Raw genomic sequence first — 14,399 nt, 5'->3', positions numbered from 1 at the left:
AGCGCCATATTGTTGTGGATACCTTGGGCTATCCGCTGAGCATTGACGTTCATAGTGCGACGCCCCATGACAGCAACTGTGCTAGGGAAGTCCTATTTGGCTTAAAGCAAAACTTTCCGAGACTGGTAAAAGTTTTAGCAGATCGGGGGTATCAAGGTGATTTACAAAAATGGTTTTATGCGCATACGCAGGGGTGTTTGCTGAGCATTGTCAAGCCGGTGGACGGAACGAGGGGGTTTAAGGTTCAGCAATGGCGGTGGCTTGTGGAACGCTCGTTTGCGTGGCTGGGTAATTTCAGAAGATTATCCAAGGATTATGAGATTTCCCCTTCATCCGCTAAGGCTTTTGTTCAATTAGCTTTCGCAAAAATTATGCTGAATAGGTTAGTTAAATGTTTTGCGTGACTGGTTCTAAAGCGTTTAACCGTCCTTGCTGCATAAAACAGGTAAAAATACATCTATTTAGGCTTATAACAAAACTAAAACAGCTAAAAATGAGATTAATTTCTGATTTGACTAAAAAACTATGCAGTTTTTAATAGCAAAATCCTTATAAAATCACTCAAACAAAAATTTTAACTACAAAATTTTCTAAAATCTCATCTCGCAACGGTCCCATCAAATGTAGTTCTTTTTACTCCTGTCAATCTACGGATTATGTACTTTTATCTCTCTTGTTATTGCTCAATTATTTTGTTAACAGTGCCATATCTTATAGTTAGCAGTTATCCACTCCCATCATCCTGATCTAATGGGGCATTATCATATGACTGTATGTTTTTTGATCTTTGCGTGCTATCTTGAGAAACTTGATTTCGCCCACTTCTATCTTGCTCTATCTCTATTTGGTCTTGTAGCTCATCTCCTATAAGAGAGTTATTGTTGTTTTTTGTTATTTCTTCTGTCTTTTGAGCGAGCCTGCGTTCAAACTCGCTTTCTTGTTTAGGCTGCTGTTTCTGTCTTAAATCGTTCTTCTCTCCTCCTTCCTGTCGCTCTAACGGCTGCTCCGCCTCCACTTGTATCTCTTCTTGTTGAGTGTGCTCTTGTACAGGCTGCTGCCCTAACGGCTGCTCCGCCTCCACTTGTATCTCTTCTCGTTGAGCGTGCTCTTGTACAGGCTGCTGCCCCAATAGCTGCTCAGATCCTTCTGGTTCTCTTGGTGCTTGCTCGTCTAAGAGATGTTCTGGCAGCCCTCCTTCATCTCGCAACTCCTCTAATTGAGGAGCTTGTAGATTATCAACACCCCCATCTCTCAGAACTGTATCACCTTTGACATTCGTACCTCTAGGTCCTTGCTGTGCCGCACTCCTCTTCTCTGTTAACTGCCCTTCCTTGGGTTTATTCTGTGAAGCAGATTTTTGCGCCCCCTTAGATGCATCTGCCTTATTAGAAACGGCGTTTTTCTTTCCGCTCTCTTTCTCTGCTTCCTGTCGCTGAAGCTCAGCACGACGTTTTGCTTCTTTTTCTCTTGCTTTTTTTTCAGCCTCATTATCTACTTGTTGTTGAGTTTTAATATTGCCCTGAGTATTTTCTGAAATGGCCTGCACTGCATTAGATAGACTAGATAGGCCAGAAAAGATATGACTAGGTGGGTTTGAAGAATCTTTAGACGACTTCAAAGCGTCTAAAAATACTGAGCCAATTGCTTGCAATCGTTTGGAAAAGACTGGATGCTTCCAATCCTCCTCAGGATCAATATATAATTTCTTCACTTTCTCATAACTATTCACTGGTTGCATGTAAGCGCCATGAACGCTTGAGATAAAGCCGCTGGAATTTTCCGCAATCTTTCCACTGCTGCTACCCGCATTACTAGCTAGCATTTGACCAAGTTGTATAGAGCTAACGTTTGTATAATAAGCGAGTGCGAGCGCAGCGCACAGCGTAGCTAGACTAGAGTAATGTATAAAATTACCATTAAAAAACTCTATTAATCGCTGTTGATCTATATCGTTAGTTGGATCAAGAAAAGGAAATTCAACATATCTATATCCTACGCACTCATAGGGCTTGCAATAACGCTGATCTTCCTGATGTCCATTAGGTATGGGAATTTGCTCATATACACCACTGAACCCACTGCGGGGTTGTGGTAACCATATATAAAACCACTTATCTAGTTTGCTCAGTGTCTCTCTATTCTCATTACCTAATATAAACGCAAATACCCGAAGCATTGGTACCTTGCATACTCCAAACCCCAAAGAGCCATAAACTTCATTGCGCAAAACATTTGTTGTAATACTTATTCCAACAAATAACACAATTAACTGCAAGGAATAAGACATCAACTGTCTTAACCAGTTCTGAAATAAATCACGTGTTACATCAAACAATATAGTACACAGAAAAATAGGGGCCAAAGAAATCGCCATACCTATCATCACTAACGAAAAGCCATAGTATACAAATGTCTGTACCATCAAAACTATCATTAGCAGTATGGCGCTGAGAAATAGAAAAACATATATAAAACCCAAAAATCCAGTAAAGATTATAGAAGAAAGTTTAATTAAAGTTTCCTTACTTAATAACATTGTCATTGCATCCTTACCACCCGAACTTTTTTGAGCAGATTTAATCAGAATCAATACTTTATTCAAAAACTCAATAAAAAATGTGAATAAATAATCATGAAAGAACCGCCAACTGAGTTCAGTATTAATCAGCATAGATATTATGCAAATCTTGATCATGCGCGAGATGATTTCTGACTTATTAAACTCTACGTTACCAAACATCACTCTTATGCCAAATATCGCTATATAGAGCACTAATAAAGTAGAAACTGCCAATTTATATGAAGTACTATTGATAATAGAATTATACAATTGGGTTACTATGCCACTTTTTTCGTCAAACAAGAGCTTCTGCACCACTTTCGTTATCATCTCAAATGGATCAAGGCTACTTGCTTCTATACCAGACTTAACATGCAGCACATAACCACCGCTATTGTCGAGATAATGTTTATCTAGTATTTTAAAATATATCTTTCTTGGTTGACTAAATGGAGCTGGGTCATATCGCAAGGCTCTTGTCTCTCTCAGCTTACCTGTATAGCTAATATCATATACTTTGTAGCCATTTGTTTCCTCTCCAACATGCCTAATATAATCTTGAGTATTGCCAGATAGTAAATTCGCGTTTGGATTAATATCGTCTTTAGGAATGAGCATATAAAGCCCAATACCCTTAGTAAGTATACAAGGCGCATTTTTTAATTGTAAATTTTTATTTTGAGAGCACATTGGCCCATTCATGACGCAAGTTGGAAAGCGCATTGCAAAATCCGAGAGCACTGCTCCTTCTCCCTTGTACCCAAACCATGGGCACCAAGCTGATACTACACCAGGTTCATTCGGCTCCGACTTGTCCCATCCCTTCACCATTATCATTAAGTGACCGCCATCTGCTACAAGGCCGCTGTCTATCCATGGTGCAATTTGCAAGTTTTTCTCTTTTTGAATCAATTGATATTTCGGTGGTGTGAAAGGTGAATCACTATCCTCTTTACTCTGGCTTGACTCATCTTCTTCAGAAAAATCATAGCGAGATGAGATCTGTATTTTTGCATGCCCAAAATCATCAGCCTCAAGGCAATTATAAGTGCTATCACAACCGCTAATTACAGTGGTTAACATTAGCAATATCAAGAAATTGGTCAATATACTATATATTTTGTTCATATTTATCTACTAAATTATTGATCTCTGAGCAAAGATAATACATGCACTCATTACGAACCAACCCCAAGCAATAGGTAGCAGCACCTTCCATCCAAAGCTCATGAGTTGATCGTAACGATATCTTGGTAGAGTTGCCCTAATCCAAATAAAGCAGAATAAAAAACAACAAACTTTAAACAGCAACCAAAAAAAACCAGGAATAAAATTTAACCACGCAATATTAAATGGAGGTAAATATCCTCCAAAAAATAAAATCGACAGCATCGCGCTAGTAATCGTCATATTTGCATATTCACCTAAAAAAAAGAAGGCGAATGCTATACCGGAATATTCTACGTGATAGCCAGCTACCAACTCCGACTCTGCCTCTGGTATGTCGAAAGGTAGACGGTTTGTTTCTGCTAGCATGGCAATAAAAAACACTGCAGACATAGGCATTAGTAATAACTGATGTAATAGCGAGAATTCCCTTTGGGCTTCCACTATTTGCGTCAGATTCATGCTACCATAAACCATTATGGCAATTATCACCGCCAAGCATATAGATAATTCATATGAAATCATTTGAGCCGCAGACCTAATAGCCCCAAGCATAGAATACCTAGATCCACTCGCCCAACCACCTATTATTATTCCATATACTCCCAAGCTACTAGTGGCAATAAAATACATCGCTCCAACATTAATATCCGCTAACACTATGTGTGATGACAATGGAATTACTGCCCAGGCTAAAAAGCTTGTAACAAAGGTAATGATAGGGGCTAAGAAAAAGAGAAACTTGCTGCTATTTCTTGGTGCAGCTATCTCTTTACGCAATAATTTAATAGCATCTGCAATTGGCTGTAATAAACCGCAAAAACCCGCCCTATTTGGGCCAAGTCTAAGCTGCATAAACCCTATAATTTTTCTTTCTAGATAGGTTAGATATGCTATAAACAGTACGAGCGGCAATACCAAACACAAAATCTGCACCATCTTATAGGCAATAAAATGAAAATAGTACATTAGAATACCTTCTCTTGCCTTGCGCACTTAATCATACTAGGCGAATGACGACTAAGAACATTATCGAGATAATATGAATGAGTGGTGGGCATTTTGTATAGTTTAGTTTTTGCAAGTAGCTGTATATCTGCTAAAAACGAGCTATAATCATCTATTCTCTCAGCTTTCCTCTTAGAAATATTATATTCTATCGTCTGCTCTATCTGATCTAATGACCACTGCCTTTCTGTGCACATAGATATTAAACTTTCCACTACCTCCCAATCCGCCAATAACTCACAGTCTACAGTTTTTGTAGTTTTTACTTTTTCACCCATAAAGTTGATATATATGCTTTCCTGTTCTAAATAAGTAGCCTGCGGTAAAATAATATCCGCTCTACTAGCACCAAGTTCATAATGATGTCCTTGATATATTACAAAACTTTCCTCTGGAATCTTGTCTAGTTCATCATCTGCATTAAGTAGATAAAACACCTTATTCTCATGAGGCCCACTAGAATGAATTAAATTATCAATATTTTTGTATACGCAATAATCTTCTTGAGTTCTGTTGTCGTATAACATATTGCGACTATCAAAAAGCCCAAGGTCAATAGCACCAATAACAGATGCATTGCTATGGAGTATGTTCAAGCCATGCCAGTCACGTTGCATTACGTTATTAGAATAAGCAAAGCGCAAAATCTCGAATAAAATATCTTGCGCATCTTTTTGACGTTTGTACACTTGGTCCCCAACTATCACAAGCGGCTTGCGACTCGCACCTATCAGTTTAGTTATTAGAGAGTCATTGGCAAGACTACTCAAATCTTCCCCGACACTCGCAAGTGGATAATGCTGTTCCGCTATTGATCCAATAGAATATATTTTGCAATTGCCAACCCTTACTGCATTTCTAAGTTGTACATTTAAAATAGGCGCAGTATTTTCTACATCCGCCCCAATTAGCAAGCAAAAATCAGCTTCATGTACACGTTCTATGGGGGTGTTGAAGATGTAATGAGTTCTATGATCTGTATTAAAATAATATTGTTGCTCTAGAGAGATATAAGAGCTTTTGGCAAGATTTAATAGACGTATCGCGCTCACCAGAGCTGATGTAGAGCATAAAGGCCCAGCTATCACACCAAGCCTACCAGCGTCTTGTAATATTCTGCGGCTAGCCATGCGCATTGCATGTTGTAAATCTACTTCTACTAATTTGCCGTTTTGACGCACTAGCGCTTTGTTTATTCTTTGATAAGCTAAAGCTTCAAAGCTGAAGCGTGTTTTGTCTGAAATCCACTCCTCTCCATGCTCTTGCGGCAAGATGCGTATTATTTTATTACCCCTGCTCTGCACCAAGATATTGGAGCAAAAACTATCCAATACATCTATAGACTTAACGCTGTGTAACTCCCATGACCTATAACCAAGCGCGTATGGTTTTGCAGTCAAGGCACCCACCGGGCAAAGATCTATTATATTGCCAGATAATTTCGATTTAATCGACTGGTTTTTATAAGTAAAAATTTCGGCCTTCTGGCCTCTATGCATCATCCCCACTTCATTAGTACCAGCTATTTCAGACATAAATCGGACACATCTGGTGCAATGAATGCATCTATTCATGTGGGTTTGCACAAGAGGACCAAAATTTTTATCCTGCACAATACGTTTTTTTTCGCAAAACTTACTTTTATTATTACCATACAAAAAAGCTTGATCTTGCAAATCACACTCACCACCTTGGTCACACTCTGGGCAATCAAGCGGGTGGTTAATAAGCAGCAGCTCCATCACTGCAGCTCGTAACTTTTGTACTTTTGGTGTATTTGTGTTTATAATCATGCCTTGAGTAACATGAGTCATGCATGAAGCTACTGGTCGAGGTATTTTGTCTACTTCCACTAAACACATACGGCAATTTGCTGCTATGCTTAGTTTGCTATGATAGCAAAAATGTGGTATTTCTATCTCAAGACTTTCACACGCTTGTAACACAGTGTAGTGCTTAGGAATAATAACTTGTCTTTGGTTGATGGTGATCTGCACTTCCATAACTTCATGATTTACAACTATAGATCTTATTTAATTTAAGTATAACGTACTAGTGACTACCATCAATTAAAAAAACAAAAAATAATATAAAAATTTATGACACAAAATCCCAAATATAAGAAAAAAGTATTACTTAAGTTATCTGGTGAAGCTTTAATGGGCGAAGGGCAGTTTGCACATGATTATACTGTAATGAAACAAATTGCCCAGGATGTGATACAAACCATTAACCGTGGAGTGCAAATTAGCATTGTTGTGGGAGGTGGGAATATTTGTAGAGGGAGCAAAGTTTCTACTTTAGGTCTAGATAGAGTGGCCGCAGACCATATGGGAATGTTAAGCACAGTTATCAATGCTATAGCTTTACAAAATATTATAGAAAAAATGGGCGTTAATACACGCGTTATGTCCGCCATACCAATAGACACAATATGCGAGCCTTACATCATGCGCAGAGCTGTGCGCCACCTAGAAAAGGGGCGGGTTGTGATTTTTGCCGCTGGCACTGGTAATCCGTTCTTCACTACTGATACCGTTGCGGTGCTTAGGGCCGTGGAAATGGGGTGTGATGTTTTGCTTAAGGGTACTCAAACAGATGGAGTGTATGACAAGGACCCTGCTTTTAATGATGATTGCGTTAGGTACGAAAACATCAGTTATAAACAAATTCTTAAAGACGAGTTAAAGGTGATGGATATGACGGCCGTTGCGCTGGCGGCAGAGCACACCCTGCCTATATATGTTTTTTCTATCCAAAGGCCGGGAGCGATTCAGGAAGTAGTAGAAGAAAAGGGGGTATATACACGCATTACTTAGGATTTTTTATAACAAAAAGCATTTGAATGTTTGCATTGATATCATGAAAGAAATAGGCATAGAGTCTGTAGGAGTTGCTTTACCTGATCGTTGTTTTTTGCTTTCAGATTTCGCTCTCTTATATCAACAAGACCCAGCAAAATATCGTGATGGCATAGGTTATGAGCGTATGTGTCTTGCCCAAAGCACAGATGCTATAAAAATGGCAATTCAGGCGGCGAGAAGCGCGATACAAAATCATCCCGATTTTGATTTAAACAGAATTAAGCTGTTAGTTGTTGGTACGGAATCTGGTAACGATTTTGCTCATCCAATGAGTGCACGCATAGCTATGGCGCTAAATTTATCTGGCTCGATACGTTCATATGAGTTAAAACATGCATGCTACGCTGGTACTCTAGCTCTCAAGCAAAGCGTGGAATTTTTGGCTTCTAGCCTACGCGATAGCCAAGATGCCGCCTTGGTGGTAATGAGTGATGTGTGTTTATACCACCCCGGCACCCCCGCTGAGTCAACTCAAGGAGCCTGCGCAATTGCTTTTATAGTGGGTGTGAAACAGCCGTTGATTTGCGCAATTAGCCAGCGATCTTTTTATTATAGCTTCCCAATATTAGATTTTTATCGCCCCATTGCACAACCCTTTCCCTGCGTGAGCGCAAAGCAAAGTGTGAATGCATATAATACCTGTTTGATTCAAACCTTTAAAAGATATCAGGAGCAATTTAACTTAGACCATTTTTATAATTGCGCAGCTTTTGCAATGCATGTTCCATTTCCTAAAATGGTAATTAAGTCCTTTCATCATATGCTAGATCATTATCGCCTTACAATGCGCAGCTCTCAGGTAGAAGATAGGCTTACTAAGCATATGAAGTGGAACAGGATGGTTGGCAACTCATACACCTCTAGTCTCTGGCTTGCGGTGCTTCATGCTTTAACTTATACTAAATGCAACGATGAAATTTTTTGTTTTTCATATGGTTCTGGTTGCTGTTCTGAACTCCTATTCTGCGTAAATCGCGGCTATCCAACGCCATATTGGGCGCATCAAATTCAGCAACAACTTGATGCGCAACGCCCTTTCTCAATAGAAGAATATAAGAAGTGGCGTGGCTTATAGCGTCTTAAAAAGATTTTTAATTACAAACTCTCAACCCATGCTTGAATCTAAAAATACACTTCTTTCCAACATTCGCAACTTCGCTATTATTGCGCACATTGACCACGGCAAATCTACTTTAGCAGACAGGTTAATAGAAAAATGTGGAAATATGCAGGTGCGACAGATGGATAGAGTTCTTGACTCTATGGACCTAGAAAAAGAGCGTGGCATCACCATCAAGGCTCAAGCCGTACGTATGGAATATGCAGCACAAGACGGAGTAACCTACGAACTTAATTTAATGGATACCCCGGGTCACGTTGATTTCGCTTATGAAGTCAGCCGTTCCTTAGCAGCGTGTGAGGGAGTTTTGTTAGTAGTGGATGCAAGCCAGGGTGTTGAGGCGCAAACAATTGCGAACGCCTATCTGGCAGTAGATAATAATTTGGTTATTCTGCCAGTCATTAATAAAATTGACTTATTATCGGCTAGACCAGACGAAATTAAGCAGCAAATAGAAGATGTAGTGGGCATTGATGCTAGCGATGCGGCATTAGTTTCTGCCAAAAATAACATTGGGATAGAAGATTTGCTTGAGGCTATAGTAAAGCACCTTCCACCTCCTAGCCCACCTTCTTCAGATTTGCTCAAGGTATTGTTGGTGGATAGTTGGTATGACGTATACATAGGAGTTGTGTGTTTAGTTAGGGTATTTGATGGAGTGTTGAGGCAAAATCAAAAAATTAAAATGTGCTCCACTAATGCCGAATATCAAGTAGACACCATTGGCTACTTCACTCCCACCAAACAACAATTAAAAGAGCTGCATCCTGGTCAAATTGGCTTTATTACCGCTTCCATTAAAAAAGTAGCAGACTGTAGAGTGGGTGACACCATCACTGATGCTGCAAAACCATGTCTTAAGGTAATGCCTGGCTTTAAACCTCATCTACCCGTGGTTTTTTGCGGCATTTATCCAGCAGAATCCTGCTCTTTTGAGCAACTGAAGGATTCGTTGGAAAAGCTAAGTTTAAATGACTCTAGTTTTGAATTTATTACAGAAAAGTCGAATGCACTAGGTTTAGGTTTTAGGTGCGGTTTTTTGGGGTTACTTCATCTAGAAATAGTGCAGGAAAGACTAAGCAGAGAATTTAATTTAGACATCATTAACACTGCGCCAAGCGTTATCTACAAAGTTAAGTTAAATAGCGGAGAAGAGATGGAGGCGCATAACCCATCCGACCTACCAGAAGCAAGCAAAATAAGCTATATGGAGGAGCCATGGATTAGGGCTAACATTATGGTACCAGATGAATTCGTTGGAACCATTATGTCGCTATGCACCAGCAAGCGTGGAGTGCAGATGAATTTGAGTCATGCCGGAAATAGAGTGTTATTAGTATATAAATTACCGTTGAATGAAATAGTATATGATTTTTATGATACCTTAAAAAGTCGTTCCAAGGGTTATGCAAGTTTTGATTGGGAGTTTGAAGAATATCAGGAAAGTAACTTAGTAAAGCTAACCATTTTAGTGAATTCCCAACCCGTAGACGCGCTTTCTATTATTGTTCACAGAAGCAGGGCAGAGCAGAGAGGGCGGGCGTTATGCGTGAAATTAAAAGAGATTATACCAAGGCAGCAAATAGACATTGCGATTCAAGCCGCTATTGGAGGTAGGATAATTGCCCGCGAAACTATTAAAGCGTTAAGAAAGGATGTAACTGCAAAATGTTATGGCGGAGACATCACCAGAAAAAGAAAATTATTAGAAAAACAGAAGGAAGGCAAGAGCAGAATGCGTAGTATTGCAAATGTTGAAGTGCCACAATCCGCCTTTATCGCCGCGTTAAAAATAGGAGAAGATTAGGATAAAACAACTAGTATAAGGCGAAAGATGATATGAAGAGTAGAAATCTAGTAGTACTAGACATAGGTAGTAGCAAAATAGCTCAGGTAATGTTTAATTGTGCACCCCAAGAATCTATCCTATTTTATCGTATGACATACTCAGAAGGGTTCAAGGCTGGCAGGGTAATTAACTACTTTATGGCAGAAAGAGCCGTAATGAACGCCATACAGAACTTAGAAAAAACAAGCTATATAAATATTAATCAAGTATCTATCATACTCCCATCTATTGGCACTGAGTCGATTTATGCAAGCGGCAAAATAAAAATTGCGAATCATGCACAAATCACTCGTCTTGATATAGAAAAACTCATGCATAAAACTTTGGCGGAAAGTGGGTTGCAAAACAAAGAGGTGATTCATTGCTTTCCTATACAGTTTACATTAGATAATGCCAAGCATGCGGTAGATAACCCCATTGGCCTGCACGCTAAAACCCTAGAATGCCAAATGCACTTTATAGTAGCAGACAGGAATCAGATGATCAATCTCACTGATTTCTTTGTTAAATGTCAAATTAATATCGCTAAGTTTACTTTAGGGATATATGCTGCGGGGTTGGCTTGCTTAAGTGAAGACGAGATGCAGCTAGGTGTGGCAATAATAGAAATGGGGGCTCATGCCACATCTATAGGGATTTTCGCATCAAACAAATTCATCTACTCAAACTACATCAATACCGGCAGTCATGCTATTACGTCCGACATTGCAAAGGTTTTTGGTATTACAATTGAAGCAGCGGAGAAATTAAAAGTGCTATACGGTTCAGCGGTGGTAAACAACACCAAGGATATTCCAATAAACTTAGAAGCTTTAAATATAGAGTGTTATCGCGATACAAGAGTAATTACTACATCTGAACTAATAGCAGTAATTAATGCAAGGGTAGAAGAGATGATTTTTGCATTACATACAAAATGCCTCAACACTGGCTTTTTGGAGTCTTTGAGCATCAACAAAATTGCCATCACTGGCGGGGGAGCTAACTTGAAAGATATTAAGGAGATAGTGGCAAACACATTTCAGTTATCTGTTAGGGTAGCATCGCCCTACCGTTTTAAGGGTATAGAATTAGATGAAATGAATCTGCACAGATATAGCTGTGCTTTGGGTGGCGCTAGGCATTTTTGCGCAAACTTTAAGAATAAAGGGGCGGACTTTCATCTGCAGACTACGCAAAAAGAATTGTCTTGGTACAAAAAGCTATATCACACATTTTTCTAGGGCAAAAGAGCAATGACATGTCAAAAACACGCGAAGTATTTGTTAAGAAATGCATAATACTTCTCTGTCTACTGCTCGCTCGCTCAATATTTCAAATGTTATACCTAAAAACAGAGTGGTATTTGCCTAATATACTAATATTATTCTTTTTTTATGCGCCAAGTATTTTTAGTTATATAAGTATTGTTTTGCTTGGTATAACGCTAGATATTATGTATTGCAATCTTCTCTACTCAAGCCTGCTAGACTCATGCATTATACCTCTGATATTAAGCGTTTTACTACATCATCAGGTTAAACGCAAAAAATCAATCATTATTTTCTGCACATATTGTGCTGCTGTTCTGTGCCTACAATACTCCATTACTCTTGGCTTTCACTATCATGCCGAGCTGTGCAAGAATTTATTGTACGAATACATCATCACATGCTCATGTTTTGCTATTATTAACTCTTATTCTCGTTTGCACATAGCCAGAAACAATGAAGCTACCTAGAAATCAGTATCATCAAAACAATAAAAAAACGCAGTTCTTCCTATTAGGCGTTGATTCTAAAAGTTATGTAATATCTAGGAGAGTTTTTATTATCCTGCTCGGCCAACTATTACTTTCATTAATAGTATTAGGTCGCGTTTTCTATCTACAAATCATACGCGGCAAGGAGTATACCCAACTTTCTGAAAAGAACAGACTAGGCATTCTGCTTATTTTTCCACCTAGGGGCGTGATATATGACAAAAACAACAAAGAGATAGCTCAAAGTCTTTCATGCTTTAAGCTTTCTATCATCAAAGATAATATACAAAAACAAATACAAGTTATTGAATATATCTCAAACCTACTACACATTCCATCTGACTCACGGAAAAATCTACTAAGGAGGTTTCGTAGCGCAAAAAAAAATGAAACAGTAACATTGATTGAGCAAATGTCGGAAGAGGCAATTATTGTAGTGGAGGAAAGGTCGTTCCAGCTGCAAGATTTGGTGATAGACGCCTCTTTTTATCGGCATTACCCATACGACTGGGCTTGCGCTCATCTATTAGGATATATAGGATACATAGCCCCTGCTGAACTAGAACAAAATGCGCATCGGTTTGGAGCAAAAAATTTATTAGTAGGTAAGGTTGGCTTAGAAAAGCAATATAACGAAGTGCTCACCGGCGTGTGTGGCTATAAACGCGTAGAAGTGAATGCTAATGGTAGGGTGATAAAAGAATTATTTACTCAAGCCCCGTCATATGGCGATCCATTACATCTTTCTCTTGATGTCAACCTACAGCTTAAAGCATATGAATATCTCGACCAACACTCTGGCGTATTAATGGCAATGCATTGTAAAACTGGCAAAATGTTAGTGTGCGCCTCTAAGCCTTCATTCGATCCAAATCGTATCAATCAAAATGATAGGCTGTATTGGAGGACTCTGATGCACGATCCGGCTAGACCGTTATTGAACAGAGCTATTAGCGGGCTGTATCCGCCAGGTTCTATTTTTAAAATAATTACGGTGCTTGCGGCGCTAGAGCACGGCATTGATCCCGGATATTTAGTGCATTGTGCTAACTCAGACTCAAGCATCAAGGCCTTTCGATGTCATAACAAAAATGGACATGGTACTATGAACATGCTCGGCGGTTTAAAATTTTCATGTAACAATTATATGTACCAAATCGCTAAGATTGTCGGAGCGGATAGAATTATTGAAGTTGCGCAAAAGCTTGGCATTGGTAGTTTAACGCATGTGGATCTTGCTGGTGAAATGCGCGGTTTATGCCCTTCGCCTCAATGGAAACGTGAAAAAATGCATAGTAGATGGACTATAGGCGACACTTTGAATTTATCTATCGGACAGGGCTTCGTGTCTGTTACTCCTATACAAATATTAAATTTAATAGCTACCATCGCAAATGAAGGGATGGCTGTGCAGCCAACATTTAACCGGGACTCTGCCGCAGTACAACGAAATGTGAAAATAAATGTGGAATATTTAAAATTCATTAAATTAGCGTTGTATGAAACTGTCAATGCTTTTGGCACAGCTCACGCATCACGCTTAGGTATTTCTAATTTTTTTCTCTGTGGTAAAACCGGTACGGCGCAAGTGCGAGCTAAGCGGGGGCGGGATGAAGATTTAAACAAAACTAGCATTATTGCGCATAAAAATCACGCCTGGTTCGCGGGCTTTGCTTCATATCCAGAATCAGAATATGCACTGTGTAGCCTCATAGAACACGGCGGGGGTGGGGCGATGGTAGCGGCGCCCATCACCTCTAGGATATTGAAGGATATTTATGTATACCTCTACCCAAAGAGTCGATAAAATATGCCTCTTGCATAACTAATTATCATACTATAGTAATTTAGATTGAATTAGGTATTTTAAAGAAATAGCCTCATATAATTGATCAAATGCAGTAATTTGATTAGAGCTGTTGCGTAAGTAAGAAAGTAAGTTATAAACTTAAAAAACACAGAGTATGTTAGAACCAGTCACGCAAAACATTTAACTAACCTATTCAGCATAATTTTTGTGAAAGCTAATTGAACAAAAGCCTTAGCGGATGAAGGGGAAATCTCATAATCCTTGGACAATCTTCTGAAAT

The 14,399-nt window shown here is 39.1% G+C and carries 10 protein-coding genes; 7 read left to right on the top strand and 3 right to left on the bottom strand.

Annotation, left to right across the window (positions count from 1 at the left end; translation table 11 throughout):
- Nucleotides 1-404, top strand: a 404-nt coding sequence (locus Sarmat_RS03605; protein WP_202149469.1) for a transposase, incomplete at its 5' end; no start/stop codon positions are given.
- A gap of 320 nt (nucleotides 405-724) precedes the next feature.
- Here Sarmat_RS03605 and Sarmat_RS03600 read toward each other — a convergent pair.
- The 3 genes from Sarmat_RS03600 to nuoG are packed head-to-tail and all read right to left on the bottom strand — an operon-like array spanning nucleotide 725 to nucleotide 6,738.
- Nucleotides 725-3,643, bottom strand: a complete 2,919-nt coding sequence (locus Sarmat_RS03600; protein ID WP_202149468.1) for a type IV secretion system protein — start codon at nucleotides 3,641-3,643, stop codon at nucleotides 725-727.
- 54 nt (nucleotides 3,644-3,697) lie between these two features.
- On the bottom strand, nucleotides 3,698-4,696 hold the full coding sequence (gene nuoH / locus Sarmat_RS03595) for an NADH-quinone oxidoreductase subunit NuoH (protein ID WP_202149467.1): 999 nt from the start codon (nucleotides 4,694-4,696) through the stop codon (nucleotides 3,698-3,700).
- Nucleotides 4,696-6,738, bottom strand: a complete 2,043-nt coding sequence (nuoG, locus tag Sarmat_RS03590) for an NADH-quinone oxidoreductase subunit NuoG (protein WP_202149466.1) — start codon at nucleotides 6,736-6,738, stop codon at nucleotides 4,696-4,698. The genes nuoH and nuoG overlap by 1 nt, the downstream gene beginning before the upstream one ends.
- Nucleotides 6,739-6,834: 96 nt before the next feature.
- Between nuoG and pyrH the strand changes: the two genes are divergently transcribed.
- The 6 genes from pyrH (at nucleotide 6,835) to mrdA (ending at nucleotide 14,116) form a co-directional block, all read left to right on the top strand.
- Nucleotides 6,835-7,554: a UMP kinase gene (gene pyrH / locus Sarmat_RS03585; RefSeq protein WP_202149465.1), complete on the top strand. Its 720-nt coding sequence runs from the start codon at nucleotides 6,835-6,837 to the stop codon at nucleotides 7,552-7,554.
- A 43-nt stretch (nucleotides 7,555-7,597) separates the two neighbouring features.
- Complete coding sequence (locus Sarmat_RS03580) at nucleotides 7,598-8,674, top strand: hydroxymethylglutaryl-CoA synthase family protein (RefSeq protein ID WP_202149464.1); 1,077 nt, start codon at nucleotides 7,598-7,600, stop codon at nucleotides 8,672-8,674.
- 37 nt (nucleotides 8,675-8,711) lie between these two features.
- Nucleotides 8,712-10,526, top strand: a complete 1,815-nt coding sequence (lepA, locus tag Sarmat_RS03575; protein WP_202149470.1) for a translation elongation factor 4 — start codon at nucleotides 8,712-8,714, stop codon at nucleotides 10,524-10,526.
- 32 nt (nucleotides 10,527-10,558) lie between these two features.
- Nucleotides 10,559-11,791 carry a cell division protein FtsA gene (gene ftsA / locus Sarmat_RS03570; protein WP_202149463.1) on the top strand — a complete coding sequence of 411 codons (1,233 nt, stop codon included), beginning with the start codon at nucleotides 10,559-10,561 and terminating at the stop codon, nucleotides 11,789-11,791.
- A 95-nt stretch (nucleotides 11,792-11,886) separates the two neighbouring features.
- Nucleotides 11,887-12,288 carry a hypothetical protein gene (locus Sarmat_RS03565; RefSeq protein WP_202149462.1) on the top strand — a complete coding sequence of 134 codons (402 nt, stop codon included), beginning with the start codon at nucleotides 11,887-11,889 and terminating at the stop codon, nucleotides 12,286-12,288.
- Nucleotides 12,275-14,116: a penicillin-binding protein 2 gene (gene mrdA, locus Sarmat_RS03560; protein ID WP_202149461.1), complete on the top strand. Its 1,842-nt coding sequence runs from the start codon at nucleotides 12,275-12,277 to the stop codon at nucleotides 14,114-14,116. Before Sarmat_RS03565 ends, mrdA begins: the two co-directional genes overlap by 14 nt.
- The last annotated feature ends 283 nt before the right edge of the window (nucleotides 14,117-14,399 follow it).

It is taken from the genome of Candidatus Sarmatiella mevalonica, assembly GCF_016751895.1.
Lineage (GTDB): Bacteria > Pseudomonadota > Alphaproteobacteria > Rickettsiales > Rickettsiaceae > Sarmatiella > Sarmatiella mevalonica.
Note: the sequence above shows the minus strand (reverse complement) of the source record. Positions and strands in the feature narration are given on the sequence as shown.

Bases quoted from the DNA above. Each gene is read 5' to 3' on its own strand.
- nuoG (WP_202149466.1), bottom strand. From the start codon at position 6,738: ATGGAAGTGCAGATCACCATCAACCAAAGACAAGTTATTATTCCTAAG.
- mrdA (WP_202149461.1), top strand. From the start codon at position 12,275: ATGAAGCTACCTAGAAATCAGTATCATCAAAACAATAAAAAAACGCAG.
- ftsA (WP_202149463.1), top strand. From the start codon at position 10,559: ATGAAGAGTAGAAATCTAGTAGTACTAGACATAGGTAGTAGCAAAATA.
- Sarmat_RS03580 (WP_202149464.1), top strand. From the start codon at position 7,598: ATGAAAGAAATAGGCATAGAGTCTGTAGGAGTTGCTTTACCTGATCGT.
- nuoH (WP_202149467.1), bottom strand. From the start codon at position 4,696: ATGTACTATTTTCATTTTATTGCCTATAAGATGGTGCAGATTTTGTGT.
- lepA (WP_202149470.1), top strand. From the start codon at position 8,712: ATGCTTGAATCTAAAAATACACTTCTTTCCAACATTCGCAACTTCGCT.
- pyrH (WP_202149465.1), top strand. From the start codon at position 6,835: ATGACACAAAATCCCAAATATAAGAAAAAAGTATTACTTAAGTTATCT.
- Sarmat_RS03565 (WP_202149462.1), top strand. From the start codon at position 11,887: ATGTTATACCTAAAAACAGAGTGGTATTTGCCTAATATACTAATATTA.
- Sarmat_RS03600 (WP_202149468.1), bottom strand. From the start codon at position 3,643: ATGTTAACCACTGTAATTAGCGGTTGTGATAGCACTTATAATTGCCTT.